Raw genomic sequence first — 17,989 nt, 5'->3', positions numbered from 1 at the left:
TCAATCAAGATATTCCGTTACCAGATCATGCTGCGCGCGCTGGCCCAACAGACGCGGCGGATTTTCAACCCCTCAAGCGTGATGATCCTGCGCCATGAAGGACGCCGGGTCGAGGATGAGGTTTTGCAATCGGTGATGCTTTTGTTCACCTTTTACATCCTGTCGCTTGGGTTTTTCAGTGTGGCGCTGGAACTGACCGGGCTGACATTGCTGGAATCGGTCACAGGCGCCTGGACGGCGATTTTCAACGTTGGTCCGGCCTTTGGGGCAAGCGTGGGGCCGACCGGCTCGCTTTCGGCGTTTCCGGATACGGCCAAGGCGCTGATGATCCTTGCGATGCTGATGGGGCGGCTTGAAATCGTCGCGGTCATCGTGTTGCTTTTGCCAGCGTTCTGGCGGCCCTGACCTCAGTTTTCGGGAGATTCAAGATGGCAGATCATACCAACGGCTTTCGCGCACAGGCCCCGCTTGGGGCGCAGATCAGCCATATGCTCAAGGCGCGGGGGGTGGATACCATCTTTGGCATTCCCGGCGTGCATAATCAGGAAATGTATCGCGGTATCGAAGAGGCGGGCATCGCTCATGTTCTGGCGCGTCACGAACAGGGGGCGGGGTTCATGGCCGACGGTTATGCCCGTGCGAGTGGCACGCCGGGGGTGGCCTATGTGATCACCGGGCCGGGGCTGTGCAATATCATGACGCCGATGGGACAGGCCTATTCGGATTCTGTGCCGGTTCTCGTGCTGTCGTCCTGCCTTGACGAGGTGGCGGCCAAGAGCGGGCAGTTGCACCAGATGCTTGACCAATGCGGTGCGGCCGCCTGTGTCTGCGAATGGAGCTTTGAGGCCCGCGATGCGCAAAGCGCCTATCACCTTGTTGACCGGGCCCTGGCCGAGTTTGCAAGCCGGCGCGCCCGCCCCAGGCACATTCAGGTGCCGATTGCCGCGCTGGAAGGCGTTGCGACCGCCGCTCCGGCGGCCAGACCGCTTGCGGCGGCTCCTGCGATTGCCGAGGCCCTGGTCGATCAGGTGGCAAAGGCGCTGAACGCGGCGCAAAAACCGCTTGTGATCCTTGGTGGCGGTGCTGTGCGCGCCGCCAAGGGCTGGCGGCAAGTGGTCGGGCGTCTTGGCGCGGCCAGCTTCACCACCTATGCCGGGCGCGGGATCATGGGAGCGGATGCACCGCTTGATTTCGGCTCTTACCTTGCCCGCCCCGAGAGTGCGGGCGTGATCGCCGAGGCCGACTTTGTTTTGGCCGTGGGCACGGAGTTGTCGGAAAACGATCTCTGGCGTGAAGACCTTGGGCACGATGCGCCGCTGATCCGGGTGGATATCGACCCGGCGCAACTGGGCGGGGCGCCAAATTGCGACCTGCCGGTTCTGGCCGATGCCGGGGCCCTCGCCGAGGCGCTTTTGACGCGCGATCTGGGAATGAAGCAGGGTTGGCAGGCGGCCAGCGTGGCGGCGGCGCGGGCGCGCTGGCGGGCTGAGAGCGACGGCGAGCGCCCCGGTGTTGCGCCGCTCTGCGATGTGCTGCGCGCGGCGCTGCCCGAGGATGTGATGGTCTATTCGGACATGACCCAATTTGCCTATGTCGCCCAGGAGGTCTGGCCGATGGCGCATCCCGGCCACTGGCACCATCCAAGCGGCTTTGGCACGCTTGGCTATGCCCTGCCGGCCGCCATTGGCGGGGCGGTGGCGCGGCGGGGCAAGCCGACGATCGCGATCGCGGGGGATTACGGGTTTCAATACACGGTGCAGGAGCTTGGCACCGCCGTCGAGCTTGGCCTGTCGCTGCCGATCCTGCTCTGGGACAACGGCAAGCTGAAAGAGATCGAGGACAGTATGGTGCGCGCCCAGATCGCGCCAAATGCGGTGATTGCGCATAACCCCGACTTTTGCGCCCTTGCGCGGGCCTACGGTGCCTTTGCCGAGGCGCCCCGGACCCATCAGGAGTTACAGGATGCGGTGCGCGCGGCGCTAAGTGCGGGCCGCCCGACGCTGATCTACATGACCCCTGCGCTGGCGGCGGCATAGGTGTTTGATCCCACGCTTTGATGGTGTGATCCTTTCATTGGAATGGAAGGACGCACTATGGGACAAGTTCGCCATGGCGGCGCTGATCGCCTTTCAAAATGACGAACGGCGCCCCCATAGGGACGCCGTTCATGCCTGGGATTTCACCAAATCGGGTTGGGGTTATTCCCAGCAACTCACCAGAACGGTCATTGCGCCACCACGCTCGGTCAGGGCCTCGGCGGGCATATTGCCCAGTTCCGTGGTCACAAGCGGGGTGATGCCATTTTGGGCCAGAACCGCGCGCAGAGCGTCGGTATTGGCCGCAAAGCCTACCCCGTCGGGCAAACTGCGCCCATCCTGTACATGCGGCAAGAGCATGCCCAGAACCGCGCCACCCCTGTCGAGCACCGGCCCGCCTGCGTCGCCCTCAAGCGCGTCGATCGCCAGGCGCTTAAGGTGCGCTTCGCCATTCAGGCCACGCAGATCGGCCAGCTGGCCAAAGGTCATCGTCGGCGCGCCAAGGACACCGCCATAAGAATACCCCGCCACCGCGACGTCGGACATCAGGCGCGGGGTCAGATCCTGAAAGGTGGCCACGGTCTGCGGTGCAAGCGGTTCGACAGGGCGCAGCAGGACAACGCCAAGACCGGCATCCTCAAGGGCGACGGTGGCCTCGTACCTGTCGTCGATGGTGATGCGGCCACAGCTCTGAGCCACCTCGGACGTGGTCAGAACGGCACCTTCCTGATCGACGTAAAAGCCAGAGCGCGAGAGCCTGGGCTTGCGGACTTCCAACCCTGAAATCAGGTCGATGCGCTGCTCTGCCGAGCGTCCGGCGGCCGGGTCAAGCGTGCCGCTGAGCCACTCGAAACTGTTTTGCATTTCGCCCAGAAGGCGGTTGCGGCGTTCCTCGTCGCCTGCGGGCCAGATCAGGGTAAAGCCCTTGATCTGACCGTCGCGCAGCCAGACCTCGGTCTGTGAAATCTGAAGCGCGCCCTCGCCGATCAGGCGAAAGCTGTCGCGCTCAAGGGTGCGCGGCCCGGTTTCCGGCACGATCTCAAGCGTCTGCATGATGTCATAAAGCCCCGCCAGCGTTTTGCGGTCACCTTCCTGGCTGATCAACAGGACCCGCGCGTCGATATCGCCCTTGGGATTGAAATGCGCGAAGGGCGGCTCGTAGCGGTCGAACTCGACCACGCCCAACGGCAGTTTCATTTCGATCCCGGTGGCAGAGTCGCGCACGACCTCAAGGCCGAGGCCTTCGAGAACGGCGTTATACTGGCGCAAAAGTTCGGTGCGTTGTGCGGTGGTCAGGATGCCAGTCACTTCAAAGCCGTTGGCCTCTTGCCAGCGGCCCATCGAGGCGCGGGTGCCCCGGCCAAAGGCCGCGTCGATCGCACCGCCGTAAAAGCCGGCCCATTTCAAGGCGGTCTGAAGGGCCGCCCGTCCGTCGCGGTCAAGCAGGCCCTCGCTGGCGCGGGCTTCGCGCGGGGTTTCATCAGGGGCGTCAGGCTCCGGGGCGGCGGGGCTTTCGGGGGCCTGCGCAATCGGCTGGGGCGCTGCGGGTTCGGTCCGAGTCAGAAGGTTGGCTCCGACCGGCCAGAACTGGCGCTCGAAATCAGAGGATTCGGCGATATAGCTGTCGCGTGCGATCACGCCTTCGTTGCGATAGACCTGAAGCACGCGCTCGGCCTCGTCGCGACGATAGGGGCCAAGCGCGATGGCGTACCACCCACGCCCAAGCGAGAACCCGTTCACATCCTGCAAATCGGCACCATAGCGGCGGGCGCTGGCCTGGGCCTCGGCAAGGCTTGGCTGGGCCTCGATCTGTACCCAGACAAGCGGTTCGTCTTGTGACCCGGCGGCCGGTACGGTCATCAAAATTGTCAATATAAATCCCAAAAAGTAACGCGTCATCGGCTTCCCTTAATTCCTGCCCCGCCTGTTCGCATTGGGGCTTCTTGGGGTTTTAGCAAAAATGCCGCGCGATGCACCCAAAATATGCGGGATGGCCTGATTGACCCTGCCGCACGGGGGCCGTAGGTAAGAGCGGCAATTTCAGGGGCGGTCCCCGGGGGCGAAGATGGCGCAAACAAACGGCAAACCACGCAGTTTTCAGGAAATCATCCTGCGGCTTCAGACCTATTGGGCGGGGCATGGCTGTGCCATGATGCAGCCCTATGACATGGAGGTCGGTGCGGGCACGTTTCACCCGGCCACGACGCTGCGGTCGCTCGGCTCGCGGCCCTGGGCGGCTGCTTATGTGCAACCCTCGCGCCGTCCCACCGACGGGCGCTATGGCGAGAACCCCAACCGGCTTCAGCATTATTATCAGTATCAGGTGCTGATCAAACCCAGCCCGCCCGATATGCAGGATCTCTATCTCGGGTCGCTCAGGGCGATCGGCATCGACATGGACCTGCATGATATCCGCTTTGTCGAGGATGACTGGGAAAGCCCGACGCTTGGCGCATGGGGCCTTGGCTGGGAGGTCTGGTGCGACGGTATGGAAGTCAGCCAGTTCACCTATTTCCAACAGGTCGGCGGGCATGACTGCGCGCCTGTGTCCGGCGAGCTGACCTATGGGCTTGAGCGTCTGGCGATGTATGTGCTTGGCGTCGATCATGTGATGGATATGCCGTTCAACGACCCGGATGCGCCGATTCCGCTTAGCTATGGCGATGTGTTTCGCCAGACCGAACAGGAATACAGCCGCTGGAACTTTGACGTCGCCAACACCGATGTCCTGTTGCGCCATTTTGAAGAGGCCGAGGCCGAATGCGAGGCGATCCTGAGCCACCCCTATGAAGACCCCAAAACCGGTCAGCGCATCATCATGGTGCATCCCGCCTATGATCAATGCATCAAGGCGAGCCACCTTTTCAACCTGCTGGATGCGCGTGGCGTGATCAGCGTGACGGAACGACAGGCCTATATCGGGCGTGTGCGGGCGCTGGCCAAGAAATGTGCCGATGCCTTCGTACAGACCGAAGCGGGGGGATACGCCGCATGACAGGCAGGATATTGGCGGGGGTGATCTTGATCACAGCTTTGGTGGCCGGTGTGGCCATGTATTATTTGCAGGTCTATCACTTTTACGAAGAGGTGGCGATGACCGGCACCGACGACGTACAGCTTACCTCTCTGGTGACCGGCGAGGCCGAGCCGGTGCTTTACGACGGGTTTCAGGCGATTGATGCCGACAGTTCGCCGATCCGCTATCGCGCCTGCTTTACCACCACGATGAGCAACGCCATGCTGAGCGAGACCTATGAGATTTACGAGACCGCCGAACCGCTGACCGCGCCGGGCTGGTTCGAGTGCTACGATGCAAAGGCGATCGGTCATGCGCTTGAAGAGGGCCGCGCGCTGGCGTTTCTGGGACAGCGCGATATCTCTTACGGCGTCGACCGCGTGGTTGCCATTACCGATGACGGGCGCGGCTATGTCTGGCATCAGATCAACCGCTGTGGCGCGGTGGTCTTTGATGGTCAGCGCGCGCCCGATGACTGCCCCACACCACCCGAAGGGTATTGAGTGACATGCCAGATCTGCTGATCGAACTTTTTTCCGAGGAAATTCCGGCCCGCATGCAGGCGCGTGCGGCTGAGGACCTCAAGAAACGCATGACCGACGCGCTTGTCGAGGCAGGGCTGACCTATGCCGGGGCCGCCGCCTTTGCCACGCCGCGCCGTCTGACGCTGGCGCTTGAGGGGTTGCTGGCCACCAGCCCCACACTCCGCGAAGAGCGCAAGGGCCCGCGCGTCGATGCGCCCGAAAAGGCGATCGAGGGCTTTTTGCGCGGCGCCGGAGTTGCCCGCGAGCAGCTTGAGGTGCGCGACGAGAAGAAGGGGCAGGTCTATTATGCCACCATCACCCGTCCGGGGCGCCCGGCGGCAGAGATCGTGGCCGAAGAGCTTGAAAAGATCATCCGCAATTTCCCCTGGCCGAAATCCATGCGCTGGGGAAGCGGCAGCCTGCGCTGGGTGCGGCCGCTGCATTCGATCCTGTGCATCCTGACCGACGAGGCCGGTGAAGCGTCGGTTGTCGATCTTGAAGTGGACGGTATCCGCGCGGGCAATGTCACGCGCGGGCATCGCTTCATGGGGCAGGGCGCCTTTGCGGTGTCGTCCTTCGAGGATTACTGCGCCAAGCTCAAGCGGGACCGGGTCATCCTCGATCCGCGGGAGCGCGCCGATCATATCTTGCAGGATGCCAAGAACCAGGCCTTTGCCGCCGGTCTTGAACTGGTCGAGGATCACGGTCTTCTGACCGAAGTGTCTGGCCTTGTGGAATGGCCGGTGGTGCTGATGGGGGAGATCGACGAGGAATTCCTTGGCCTGCCGGGCGAGGTGCTTCAGACCAGCATGCGCGAGCATCAGAAATTCTTTTCGGTCAAAAACCCCAAGACGGGCCGGATCGAGCGCTTTGTCACCGTCGCCAATGTCGAGACGGCCGATCATGGTGCGACCATTCTCGCGGGCAACCAAAAGGTTCTTTCGGCGCGACTGTCGGATGCCAAGTTCTTTTGGGAAAACGACCTGCGCCTGGTGCGCGACAAGGGGCTTGCGGGCATGGCCGAGGGGCTATCCGAGGTGACCTTTCACAACAGGCTTGGCTCGCAGGCGGCGCGGATCGACCGGATCGAGGCGCTGGCGCGCGAACTTGCCCCGGTCGTGGGCGCAGAGGCCGACACCGCGGCGCTTGCAGCAAAGGTGGCCAAGGCCGACCTGCAATCGGAAATGGTCTATGAATTCCCGGAATTGCAGGGGCTGATGGGGCGCTATTATGCCGAGGCCGAAGGGCTTGATCCAGAGATCGCCGCCGCATGCCAAGAGCATTATTCGCCGCTTGGTCCCTCTGACGCGGTGCCAAGTGGCCCGGTCAGCACGGTTGTGGCCCTGGCCGACAAGCTTGATACGCTGACCGGATTCTGGGCGATGGACGAAAAGCCGACCGGGTCGAAGGACCCCTTTGCGTTGCGGCGGGCCGGGCTTGGGGTGATCCGGATCATCCTGGCCAACGATCTGCGGCTTTCGCTGGGGCGGTTCCTTGATTCGCAACTGTTGCGGCAGAAAATCACCCTGAACCGCCAAAAGGCCACCAGCGGCGAGATCGACACGCTTGAAGAGGTGCTTGACGAGATCGCCGATCACGGCGTGTTCGGTGCTGCCTTTCAGGCGGTGATCGAACGTTTGAAGGGCGATGGCAAGGCACCCGAAACCGGCAATGGTTCGGTTCTGGAGGACGTCGAGACCGCATTGCCGGAACTGTCGGTGGATTTGCTGGCGTTTTTGCATGACCGTCTCAAGGTGCACCTGCGCGACGACGGGGTGCGCCATGACGTGATCGACGCCTGCCTTGCGATGCCGCAGGCGGATGATCTGACGCTTCTGGTCAAGCGCGCACAGGCGCTTGGGGCGTTTCTGGCCTCCGAGGATGGCGAGAACCTTTTGCAGGGGTTCAAGCGCGCCAACAATATCCTGACCCAGGCCGAGGAAAAGGACGGTGTCGAATATTCCTACGGCGCGGATGTGAAATTTGCCGAGAATGACGCGGAAAAGGCGGTTTTCGCCGCGCTTGATGCGGGCGAGCCTGAGATATCGCGCGCGCTAGAGGCCGAAGATTTTGCCGGGGCGATGGCGGTGATGGCGGGCCTGCGCCCCGCCGTCGATGCCTTCTTCGAGGCGGTGCAGATCAATGCCGAGAACCAGGTGTTGCGCCGCAACCGTCTGAACCTGCTAAGTCGCATCCGGGCAATCTGCTTGCAGGTTGCCGACCTGACGCGGATCGAGGGCTAGGTCCCCATCGGCCCTGACAGGCCGCCTCGGGTGTTGACGCGAGGTTGGCTCGTCAGGGGCGGACGAAGAGGTGCTGCTTTCCCTTGCCTTGTGCGCCTCTGGGCGTATGGTGCGGTCAAAGGAAAGGTGCCGCAGTGCAGCAAGACGAGAAAAACATCACCCTGATCACGCCGGATGCGCAGATGCACGCCAATACCCACGGCGGGCGGGCGAAATGCCTGCAACGTCTGGTGCGGCTCAATCTGCCGGTGCCGCGCACGATTGCCCTGTCGTTTGACGCTGTCCATTCAATAGCCGCCGGGGACATGCCGGACATGAAGGCGCTTTTGAAGCCTTTTGGCGACGGCCCGCTGCTGTGTGTGCGCCCCTCGTCGGAAGATCCCGATTGGGGCGGTCCCGGCGCGGTTCTCAATATCGGCATCAACGATGCGACCTATGTCGATCTGTCCGACAAGCTGGGCGAGGTGGCTGCGGCCGAGATCTACCTGCGCTTCGTGCAATCCTATGCCATTCACGTGGCGCGGCTTGACCCGGACATCCTTGACGATGTGTCCAGTGACCCCAAGCTTGGCCTGACTCAGGCCCTGCGCGCCTATGAGGCCGAAACCGAAGAGGCATTTCCCCAGGATCCGGCGGTGCAACTGGCCGAGGTCCTGCGCTCGATGGCGCGCGCCTGGGAGGGGACGACGGCGCGGCTTTTGCGTCAGGCCAAGGGCGCCCCGGCCGATGCGGGGCTTGGTCTTGTGGTGCAGGAACTGGCGCTTGGCCTCGGGCAGGGCGAATGCGGTTCGGGGGTGATGCAGCTTGTCAATAGCCAGACCGGCGAGCGCAAGATCACCGGGCGTTACCTGAGCCAGAGCCAGGGCCGCGAGGCGCTGCGGGGCGGTGCGGATGCGCTTTATCTTGAACGCGACCCGCGCGGTCCTTCGCTGGAAGAGCTTGCGCCAGAGGCTTTCGAGGCGCTCAAATCCTATACGGCCCTGATGCGCAGGAAGCTGCGCGAAGAGATGCAGGCCGAGTTCACAATTGAAAACGGCAAGGTGTTCCTGCTCGATGGGTTGCGCGTGGCGCGCAATGCCCGCACGGCGGTTTCTATCGCGGTCAATTTGGCCGAGGACGGCATTATCACCCGCGAAGAGGCGCTGATGCGGGTCGAGCCGCGCGCGCTCAACGAGATGTTGCACCGGCAGGTCGATCCCGAAGCGCCGCGTGACGTGCTGGCGCGCGGGATCGCCGCCAGCCCCGGCGCGGCCTCGGGGCGGATCGTGTTTTCCGCAGCCGAGGCGCAGGCGTCGCAGGCGCGTGGCGAATCCTGTGTTCTGGTGCGGCGTGAAACCAGCCCCGAGGATATTCGCGGCATGCATGCCGCCGTCGCCGTTCTGACCGAGCGGGGCGGCATGACAAGCCACGCCGCCGTGATCGGGCGCGGGATCGGCCTGCCTTGTGTGGTGGGGGCTTCGGACATCCACTTTCAGGTGCGACGCAATCAGCTGACCATGCCCGACGGCCAGGTTCTCAAGGCAGGGGACGCGATCACCATCGACGGGACCAACGGCCTTGTTCTGGCCGGTGAAACCCCGCTTTTGGAGGCCGCACGCGACGCATCCTTCCAGACCCTGATGAGCTGGGCCGACGATATCCGTGACATCGCGGTGCGCGCCAATGCCGACACGCCCGCGGATGCCGAGGTGGCGCGCAACTTCAATGCGCGTGGCATCGGGCTGTGCCGGACCGAGCATATGTTCTTCGAGGAAGACCGTCTGACGGTGATGCGTGAGATGATCTTTGCCGACAGCAGCAAGGACCGTGCCGCGGTGCTTGAACGGCTGTTGCCGATGCAGCGCGCCGATTTCACGGATCTGTTCCGCATCATGCAGGGGCAGCCGGTCTGCATCCGCCTGTTCGATCCGCCATTGCATGAATTCCTGCCGACCGATCGCGCGGGGCATCTGCAACTGGCCGAGGCGCTTGATCTGCCGTTGTCCGATGTCACCCGCCGGGTCGAGGCGCTGAGCGAATATAACCCGATGCTGGGGATGCGCGGCGTGCGTCTTGGGATCACCGTGCCGGGAATCTACGACATGCAGGCGCGCGCGATCTTCGAGGCCACCATCGAGGCCAGCCATGAGGGCGAGCCGGTGGTGCCGGAGGTGATGATCCCGCTGGTCAGTGCGCGCCGCGAGGTCGAGCTGGTCAAGACCCGGATTGATGCGGTGGCTGCGGCCGTGCGCAATGAAACCGGACGCGAGTTCACCTATCGCCTCGGGGTCATGGTCGAAACGCCGCGCGCGGCCCTGCGTGCCGGGGATATCGCGCCGCTGGTGTCGTTCCTGAGCTTCGGCACCAACGACCTTACGCAGATGACCTATGGCCTGTCGCGCGACGATGCGGGGCGGTTCATGTCGGATTACGTCAAGCAGGGGGTCTATCCCGAAGACCCGTTTCACACACTGGATGTCGATGGTGTGGGGGAGCTTCTCAAGATCGGGGCCGAGCGCGGGCGCGCGGCCAATCCCGAGGTGGTTTTGTCGATTTGCGGGGAGCATGGCGGCAACCCCGAATCAATTGCATTCTGCCGCGATGCGGGGTTCAATTATGTTTCCTGCTCACCTTTCCGGGTTCCGGTGGCGCGACTTGCTGCCGCACAGCTGGCGGTCAAAGACAAGATCGGGTAGGCGCCAAGGCAATTTACGCAAGATCGGGCATGCTAGGAAGGGTTTTGCTTGGCATAAATTGCTGCGCCCTATGTGCCGCAGGCCAGCAGGGTAGACGGGTCGAACAATTTTAGATACCTCCCCCCCGATGAAGCGGGAACGACCCCGATCGCCAAGGAGATCATGCATGAGACGGATTGCACTGGTCGCGACTCTCGCGGCGCTGGCAGCACCGGCTATCGCGGATGCGCCTGTGAACAGGTTGATGGATCAGGAAATGCGGGCCCTACGCTCGATTTCCGGGGACCGGATGGCAAGCTATCTGACCCGCCCCGAGACCGAAGTCGAATATTCCAAGGAATGGCTGTCGCAGCAAGCGCCGGTCAAGGGCGGCCCCGAGTGGCGCTGTCTGGCAGAGGCGCTTTACTTTGAAGCGCGCGGCGAAAGCGTGAAAGGCCAGTTTGCCGTGGCCGAGGTGATCCTGAACCGGGTCGACAACCCAAGCTATCCCGACACGGTTTGCGGTGTGGTGCATCAGGGCACGGGCCGAAAGTTCCAGTGCCAGTTCACCTATACCTGTGACGGTGTCAAAGAGGTGATCAGCGAACCCAAGGCCTTCCGCCGGGTCGGCAAGGTTGCCAAGCTCATGGTCGATGGCGCGCGTCGCGACCTGACCAGCGGGGCAACCCATTACCATACCCGCGCCGTCAATCCGCGTTGGGCCCGTCAGTTTCCGCGTACCGCCACGATCGGCGTGCATCACTTCTATCGTCAGCCGACGCGCGTTTCGCAGAACTGAGACAGCGAAACCTCGGTTTTTCCCCGCCCAAATCGAAGCCGATGGGGGAAAACCGGTTTATTACCAGCCAAACATGACAATCGCGGTTGACTCGGGCGCGCGCGTCATTAAAAGGCAGGCTTCATGAGATATTCACGGGTGGCAGGACTGCCCGGCGCAGGAGATGAAAAATGGCGAAGCCGACGACCATCAAAATCCGTCTGAACTCGACCGCGGGCACGGGCCATTTCTACGTGACCAAGAAAAACGCACGCACCATGACCGAAAAGATGACCGTACGAAAGTACGATCCCGTGGTGCGCAAGCATGTCGAGTACAAGGAAGGCAAGATCAAGTAAGATCGCCTGACAGACAAGACAGAAAAGCCGCGCCAGCACAGCGCGGCTTTTTCTTTTGGGGCGCGCTGCGGGGCCGGTGAACTTTACCCGAAAGCGTAATTCGATGTCCCGTTTCAATATCCGTCCTGCCGCACCTGGAGATCATGCGGCGTTTTCCTCGTTGCTGTCGCACAGTTATCCGCCGCTTCTGGCGCCCTGCTATGCGCGCGCCGTGCTGTGTCAGGCCCTGCCGGTGATCACCCGTGTCGCACCAGAGGCCCTGTGTGGCGGTCGCTACTTCCTTGCCGAGCAGGGGGGGCGGGTTCTGGCCGCGGGCGGGTGGAGCGACATAAGCCCCTTCGGGCGTGCCTGTCCCGCCGGGCATGCCCACATCAGGCATCTGGCCTGTGACCCCGAGAGGCTCCGGCAGGGGATCGGGCGGGCCATTCTGGACGAGGTGATCAGAACCGCCCGTGCCAGCGGGATCAGGATGCTGCATTGCCTGAGCCCGCATAACGCCGCGCCGTTTTATGCGGCATCCGGTTTTGCCGCGCTTGGCGAGGTCGCCATGCGCCTCACGCCCGAGCTTGACCTGCCGGTGATCCACATGCGCTATGGATTGGGGTGAAACGCAAAAGGGCCGGTCGCAATGACCGGCCCCCTTATGTCGTGCAGCGTCTGGCGCTGTTTTATTCTTGCTGACCCATGAACATCAGCAGGAACTGGAACATGTTCAGGAAGCTGATGTAGAGGTTGAGCGCGCCGTCATAGGCGGCCTTGTCAAGCCATTCCTGATCGCCATGCGAGGCATGGGCGACATAGGTGTTCTTGATCTCCTGCGTGTAAAAGGCGGTCAGCCCGGCAAAGACCAGAACGCCAATCGCGGAGATTGCGAACATCAGTGCGGGCGATTGCAGGAAGATGTTGATCAGCATCGCCACCAGAAGGCCGACAACCCCCATGATCAGGAAGCTGCCCATCCCCGAAATGTCTTTCTTGGTGGTGTAGCCGTAGAGCGACAGCGATGAAAAGGCGATGGCGGTCACGATGAAGGTCTGAACGATCGAGAATCCGGTGAAGACCAGAAAGATCGAGCTCATCGAGATGCCGATCAGCGCGGCAAAGGCGAAAAAGCCAAGCTGTACCGCCGCCGCGGACCCGCGACGCAGAAGCGAGCCCCAGCCGAACATGATAAAGCCAAGCGGCGCCAGCATCACCACCCACTTGAGCGGCGAGAGGTAAAGCGCGGCGCCCAGACCCGACAGCATCGTGCCATTGGGCAATTGTGCGGCGGCGGCCGAGGGATCGGTTGTCACGGCAAGCCCTGCGATGGCCCATGCGGCAAGGGCTGTGATCAGCATGCCCAGGGACATGGTGCCGTAGACCTTGTTCATATGTGCGCGAAGACCCGCGTCAATCTGGGCGGTGCGTGTGCCCGACGCCGTCCGGATCGTGTTGAACTCTGCCATGAATACCTCCGATATGAAAATGGCAGCCCCGGAATGGGGCTTTGCCAACAATATCGTGTAGGTGTACCCGCTTTTCAAGTTTTAGCGAGCATTTTTCCAAGGCTTTCGAGCGCTTGGCCGGATCTGCGTGAATTAACGGCGGAACGAACCGGGCAAATCCCAGAACGGGCGGGCTGCTTCGGCGTCGGCCTGTGCGCGGCTCAGCCCAATATCGGCCAGGGCCGTGTCGTCAAGATTACGCAGGGCGCGGCGTTGGTGCCGGACCGCCAGCATCTTGCGAAGGGGAAACCGGGGGCGGGGCAGGGCGCCGTGGCGTGCGGGGGCATGGATATTCAGGCTCATGGTCTGTTCCTTTCCGAAATGTGATATTTGACCGCCTATTGATTTCTTCTGTTGATCTTTCTGCCTGAGTCGGGGCAATATTGAAAATGAATGTTTATTTGGTGAACCATCAGGGAATGTGATGAATGCGAAATCTTGATACAACGACATTGCGATCCTTGGTGGCGGTGGCCGATCAGGGTGGCGTGACACGGGCGGCCTCGGCGCTTAACCTGACGCAATCGGCGGTTTCGATGCAGATCAAGCGGCTTGAGGACATGCTTGGGCTCAAGCTTATGGATCGGGCCAACCGGCGGGTGTCGCTGACCGCCTCGGGGGAACAGCTTGTGGGATACGCACGCCGCATACTCGACCTCAACGACGAGGTTGTCGGCCGCCTTACCGAAGAGACATACGAGGGCGAACTTGTCCTTGGGGTGCCGCATGACATCGTCTACCCGGTGGTGCCGCGGGTCCTGAAAGCGCTGAATGCGGCCTTTCCGAGAGTCAATGTTCAGCTACGTTCGTCCAGCACGGTCGTGCTGCGCGAGGCGCTTGGCAAGGGCGAGGTCGACATGATCCTGACGACCGAGCAGGGTGTGGGCGAGGGGGGCGAGACCCTGACCGAAATGCCGCTGCGCTGGACCGGTGCGCCGGAGGGGGTTGCGTGGAAACGTCGGCCTCTGCGGTTGGCGTTCTGCACCTGCTGTATCTTCAGGCCGATCGTTTTGCACAAGCTTGACGAGGCCGGGATTGATTGGGAAATGGCGGTTGAATCGGAAGACGATCGCGCCGTCGAGGCCGTGGTCAGCGCCGATCTTGCCATCGGGGCCCTTCTTGAAAACAGCCTTCCGCCCTATCTCGAGGCGGTCAATCCAGGGGGGCTATTGCCCGACCTCGGGGTGCAGAAGATCAATCTTTACATGCGCGGCGGCCGCGACAAGGTGCTTGAAGAGCTGGCACAGATGCTGCGCAACGGCTTTGGGGCAATCTCGGCCCCCGGCCCCATGCTTATCTCGGCGTGACGACCACCTTGCCGGTGGATTGACGCGAGCGCAGCAGTTCAAGTGCCTCCGCTGCGCGCTCCAGCGGCAGAACATGGCTGATATGTGGCTTGATCCGGCCTTCGGCGTACCAGTCAAACAGGGTTTTCAGGCTGTTGGTGACCACCTCGGGACGGAAACTCAGATAGCCGCCCCAATAGAGGCCGATCACCGACAGGTTCTTCACCAAGAGGTGGTTGGCCGGAATTTGCGGCACCTCGCCACTGGCAAAGCCGATGCTCAGCAGGCGGGCCTCGGGGTTGCAGGCGCGGAACGCGGCCTTGAATTGATCCCCGCCGACCGGGTCATAGACCACATCGACCCCGCCAAGCGCCTTGCAGACGGCACGGATGTCTTCGGTTTTGGCGTCGATCAGGTGGTCGGCCCCGGCGGCGCGCGCGACCGCCAGCTTGTCGGCGCCGCGCGCGCAGGCGATCACCCGCGCGCCCATCTGCTTGCCGATTTCCACCGCTGTCAGGCCGACCCCGCCCGCAGCCCCCAGCACCAAGAGCGTCTCGCCCGGCTGCAACCGCGCCTTGTGATCCAGCGCCACATGGCTTGTGCCATAGGCGATCAGAAAGGCGGCGGCATCGGTGAAGGTCATTTCATCGGGCAAGGCCACCGCCCGGTTGGCGGGGAAACAGCCGAATTCCGCCAGCCCGCCCTGACCGCCAAAGACCGCAACCCGCGTGCCCGGCGCGTGCCCGTCGGTTTCGGGGCCAAGGGTGTCGACCACGCCGGCCACCTCCATGCCAAGGGTGAAGGGGGCGGGCGGGGTATCTTGATACTCGCCCTTGATCATCAAAAGGTCGGCAAAATTAAGACCGCAAGCCTCAATCCGCAAGGATAGCTCGCCGGGCCTGGGCGCGGGGCAGGGTATGTCGCAAATGGCGGGTGCAGCCCCGGTCGTGGCAATGTGAAACGCGCGCATGCGATTCCCCTTTTGATTCGGTTATTTACGGCAACAAACTCTTGATTGGATTAGGCTAATTCGATTCTATCTGTCAAATTACCCTTTTGGGTTGAGTGCGCCCTACCCAAAAGGGTAGCTACTCGTTTAGATTGTGTTGGTTTTAACCAAGGGTCGTATATGGATAGCGATATTTCTTGTATTTTACATGTACCTTGCTAAGGTCTGATATGCGCTGCTGGGATGCGCGGCGTTTATAATTGGCGTGTGTACTTGGCGTGTGTACTTGGCGTGGTGGGCGCCGTGATTTGCCGAAATTACCGGCAAGGTGAAAGTTAGAACAGAAGGAATATTCAATGCCGCACCCGGTAGATGTGCATGTTGGAAAACGTATTCGGCATCGACGTTGGCTTGTTGGGATGACCCAACAGCAACTTGCAGAAAGCGTTGGCATCAAGTTTCAGCAAATCCAGAAATATGAGACCGGCGCGAACCGTGTCAGTGCGTCCCGTCTCTGGGATATCGCCGATTCCCTCGAAGTTGAGATCAGCTTTTTCTTTGAAGGGCTGGAACACGAGGGCGATGACGTGCGTGAAAAGAGCGAGAATGTCCCGTCAGACATCCTTGGCGACAAAGAGGCGCTTGATCTGGTGCGGTCGTATTATGCGATCCCCGAGAATCAGCGTCGGCGCCTGTTCGATCTTGCCCGCGTCCTGAGCGAGGTGGCTTGAGCCTGACAGTTCCGTCGTCTAATGCTGCACCTGCAATGAGCGGGGCTGTCATGGACAACGAGAAGATTTTAAAAACCGCCCACGCGTTGGCCGATGCCGCACGTGAGGCGGTTTTGCCGTTTTTCAGAACCACTGAATTACAGGCCGACAACAAGCATACCGATGGCACCTTCGATCCGGTGACCGAGGCCGACCGGGCGGCCGAGCGCGCGATGCGCGATATCCTTGCAGAGACATGTCCAGAGGACGGCATTCTTGGCGAGGAATTTGGCAACCTCGCCGGTCAAAGCGGTTTGACCTGGGTGCTGGATCCCATTGACGGGACTCGCGCCTTTCTTTCCGGCGCGGCGACCTGGGGGGTGCTTGTCGCGCTTTCCGATGACAGCGGTCCGATCTATGGGCTGATCGACCAGCCCTATATCGGCGAGCGGTTCGAGGGCGGGTTCGGGCATGCAACCATGACTGGCCCGCTTGGCACAAAGGCCCTGAGAGTGCGCGGCGATCGCCCGTTGCAAGAGGCGATCCTGTTCACCACTTTCCCCGAGGTCGGCACGACCGCCGAAGGCATGGGATTTGCCGAACTTGCGCAACAGGTCAAGCTGGTACGTTACGGGCTGGATTGCTATGCCTATGCGCTCTTGGCGGCGGGGCAGATCGACCTGGTGGTCGAGGCCGGTCTTGCGCCCTACGACATTCACGCTCCGATGGCCGTAATTCGGGCGGCGGGCGGGATTGTCACCGATTGGCGCGGCGGGCCCGCACATGGCGGCGGGCGGGTTCTTGCGGCGGCGAGCCGCGAACAGCATGCTGCGGCGCTTGAGGTTCTTTCAAAGGTGCCTTGAACGCCAAAGCCGTTCTGGCATAAAAGGCCGATGCTGCAGGGTTCTTAACCCCTTTCCGCCGTGCAGGTCATGCTTCCAGAGGGGGTGAGGAAGCATTCGCAAGGGGTTGTTTTCATGAACGAAATACTTATCCGTGGGGCGGATTTCCTGCTCACGATGAATGACGCGCGCGAAGAGTTGCGCGGCGCTGATATCCTGATCCGCAATGGCATCATTGCCGCGGTTGGCCACGCTCTGCAAAGCGATGGCGAGCTTGTGCTTGCGGCGGGTTGCGTTGTGACGCCTGGCCTGGTGAACACACATCACCACCTCTATCAAAGCCTGACGCGCGCGGTACCTGGGGCTCAGGATGCGCTTTTGTTTGGCTGGCTAAAGACGCTCTATCCCATCTGGGGCCGCTTCGGACCCGAAGAAATGCGCGTTTCCGCCCTGATCGGACTGGCCGAACTGGCACTTTCAGGATGCACGCTAAGTTCCGATCACCTCTACATTTTTCCAAATGGCACGCGGCTTGAGGATACGATTCATGCCGCCGCTGAAATCGGCTTGCGGTTTCATCCCACACGCGGCGCGATGAGCATTGGAGAAAGCGCTGGCGGCTTGCCGCCCGATGCTTTGGTTGAAGATGAAGAACATATTCTAAACGATTGTATTCGCGTGATAGATTCCTTTCATGATGCCAGTGATGGCTCAATGTGCCGGGTTGGTATCGCCCCGTGTTCGCCGTTCTCGGTGAGCCGTGACCTGATGCGCAATGCGGCGCTTCTGGCGCGTGACAAGGGGGTCATGCTGCATACCCATCTGGCCGAGAATGACGAAGATATTGCCTATTCCGAGGCCAGTTTCGGCTGTCGTCCCGGACAGTATGCCGAAGAACTGGGATGGACCGGGGCCGATGTCTGGCATGCGCATTGCGTGAAGTTAGACGCGCAAGAGATTGATTTATTTTCCAAAACAAGAACCGGAGCGGCGCATTGCCCCTGCTCCAACTGTCGCCTTGGATCGGGGATTGCCCCGGTGCGTGCGATGCGGGATGCGGGCGTCAGGGTGGGCCTTGGGGTTGATGGATCGGCCAGCAATGACG

The 17,989-nt window shown here is 61.9% G+C and carries 17 protein-coding genes; 13 read left to right on the top strand and 4 right to left on the bottom strand.

What is annotated here, in order from left to right:
• A partial coding sequence (locus tag QZ522_RS11130) for a potassium transporter TrkG (protein ID WP_294611175.1) occupies positions 1–405 on the top strand: 405 nt, incomplete at its 5' end.
• Positions 406–428: 23 nt separating this feature from the next.
• Positions 429–2,036 carry a 5-guanidino-2-oxopentanoate decarboxylase gene (locus QZ522_RS11125; RefSeq protein ID WP_294611173.1) on the top strand — a complete coding sequence of 536 codons (1,608 nt, stop codon included), beginning with the start codon at positions 429–431 and terminating at the stop codon, positions 2,034–2,036.
• A gap of 162 nt (positions 2,037–2,198) precedes the next feature.
• Here the strand turns inward: QZ522_RS11125 and QZ522_RS11120 are convergent, their stop codons facing one another.
• Positions 2,199–3,896: a serine protease gene (locus QZ522_RS11120; RefSeq protein ID WP_294611172.1), complete on the bottom strand. Its 1,698-nt coding sequence runs from the start codon at positions 3,894–3,896 to the stop codon at positions 2,199–2,201.
• 205 nt (positions 3,897–4,101) lie between these two features.
• On the opposite strand from QZ522_RS11120, the gene QZ522_RS11115 reads away from it, so the two are divergent.
• The 7 genes from QZ522_RS11115 to QZ522_RS11085 all read left to right on the top strand — a co-directional run bounded on the left by QZ522_RS11115 (position 4,102) and on the right by QZ522_RS11085 (position 12,217).
• Positions 4,102–5,031, top strand: a complete 930-nt coding sequence (locus QZ522_RS11115) for a glycine--tRNA ligase subunit alpha (RefSeq protein ID WP_294611169.1) — start codon at positions 4,102–4,104, stop codon at positions 5,029–5,031.
• Positions 5,028–5,555 (top strand): DUF6446 family protein, encoded by a 528-nt coding sequence (locus tag QZ522_RS11110; protein WP_294611165.1) that lies wholly within the window; start codon positions 5,028–5,030, stop codon positions 5,553–5,555. Before QZ522_RS11115 ends, QZ522_RS11110 begins: the two co-directional genes overlap by 4 nt.
• 5 nt (positions 5,556–5,560) lie before the next feature.
• Complete coding sequence (glyS, locus tag QZ522_RS11105; RefSeq protein ID WP_294611162.1) at positions 5,561–7,819, top strand: glycine--tRNA ligase subunit beta; 2,259 nt, start codon at positions 5,561–5,563, stop codon at positions 7,817–7,819.
• 134 nt (positions 7,820–7,953) lie between these two features.
• On the top strand, positions 7,954–10,494 hold the full coding sequence (locus QZ522_RS11100; protein ID WP_294611160.1) for a putative PEP-binding protein: 2,541 nt from the start codon (positions 7,954–7,956) through the stop codon (positions 10,492–10,494).
• A gap of 166 nt (positions 10,495–10,660) precedes the next feature.
• Positions 10,661–11,272 carry a cell wall hydrolase gene (locus QZ522_RS11095; RefSeq protein WP_294611157.1) on the top strand — a complete coding sequence of 204 codons (612 nt, stop codon included), beginning with the start codon at positions 10,661–10,663 and terminating at the stop codon, positions 11,270–11,272.
• 170 nt (positions 11,273–11,442) lie between these two features.
• Entirely contained in the window at positions 11,443–11,610 is a 168-nt protein-coding gene (rpmG, locus tag QZ522_RS11090; protein ID WP_007799108.1) for a 50S ribosomal protein L33, read from the top strand.
• A gap of 103 nt (positions 11,611–11,713) precedes the next feature.
• A complete protein-coding gene (locus QZ522_RS11085) occupies positions 11,714–12,217 on the top strand; it encodes a GNAT family N-acetyltransferase (RefSeq protein ID WP_294611132.1) in 504 nt (167 codons plus the stop codon).
• 61 nt (positions 12,218–12,278) lie between these two features.
• Here QZ522_RS11085 and QZ522_RS11080 read toward each other — a convergent pair whose 3' ends face one another.
• Positions 12,279–13,058 carry a Bax inhibitor-1/YccA family protein gene (locus QZ522_RS11080; RefSeq protein WP_294611130.1) on the bottom strand — a complete coding sequence of 260 codons (780 nt, stop codon included), beginning with the start codon at positions 13,056–13,058 and terminating at the stop codon, positions 12,279–12,281.
• Positions 13,059–13,190: 132 nt separating this feature from the next.
• Positions 13,191–13,400 carry a DUF1127 domain-containing protein gene (locus QZ522_RS11075; protein WP_294611128.1) on the bottom strand — a complete coding sequence of 70 codons (210 nt, stop codon included), beginning with the start codon at positions 13,398–13,400 and terminating at the stop codon, positions 13,191–13,193.
• 125 nt (positions 13,401–13,525) lie between these two features.
• Between QZ522_RS11075 and QZ522_RS11070 the strand changes: the two genes are divergently transcribed.
• Positions 13,526–14,404 carry a LysR family transcriptional regulator gene (locus QZ522_RS11070; protein ID WP_294611126.1) on the top strand — a complete coding sequence of 293 codons (879 nt, stop codon included), beginning with the start codon at positions 13,526–13,528 and terminating at the stop codon, positions 14,402–14,404.
• On the opposite strand, the gene QZ522_RS11065 is transcribed toward QZ522_RS11070, so the two are convergent.
• Positions 14,391–15,353 carry an NADPH:quinone oxidoreductase family protein gene (locus QZ522_RS11065; RefSeq protein WP_294611125.1) on the bottom strand — a complete coding sequence of 321 codons (963 nt, stop codon included), beginning with the start codon at positions 15,351–15,353 and terminating at the stop codon, positions 14,391–14,393. The two genes, QZ522_RS11070 and QZ522_RS11065, sit on opposite strands and share 14 nt — an antisense overlap.
• Before the next feature lie 335 nt (positions 15,354–15,688).
• Between QZ522_RS11065 and QZ522_RS11060 the strand changes: the two genes are divergently transcribed.
• The 3 genes from QZ522_RS11060 to QZ522_RS11050 form a co-directional block, all read left to right on the top strand.
• The gene (locus tag QZ522_RS11060) at positions 15,689–16,063 is read left to right on the top strand and encodes a helix-turn-helix transcriptional regulator (protein ID WP_294611123.1); all 375 of its coding nucleotides are present in this window, start codon (positions 15,689–15,691) and stop codon (positions 16,061–16,063) included.
• A gap of 50 nt (positions 16,064–16,113) precedes the next feature.
• On the top strand, positions 16,114–16,905 hold the full coding sequence (locus QZ522_RS11055; RefSeq protein WP_294611121.1) for an inositol monophosphatase family protein: 792 nt from the start codon (positions 16,114–16,116) through the stop codon (positions 16,903–16,905).
• A 114-nt stretch (positions 16,906–17,019) separates the two neighbouring features.
• Positions 17,020–17,989, top strand: a 970-nt coding sequence (locus tag QZ522_RS11050) for an amidohydrolase family protein (RefSeq protein WP_294611118.1), incomplete at its 3' end; no start/stop codon positions are given.

Origin of the sequence: uncultured Roseovarius sp., assembly GCF_913054395.1 — a bacterium.
GTDB lineage: Bacteria > Pseudomonadota > Alphaproteobacteria > Rhodobacterales > Rhodobacteraceae > Roseovarius.
Note: the sequence above shows the minus strand (reverse complement) of the source record. Positions and strands in the feature narration are given on the sequence as shown.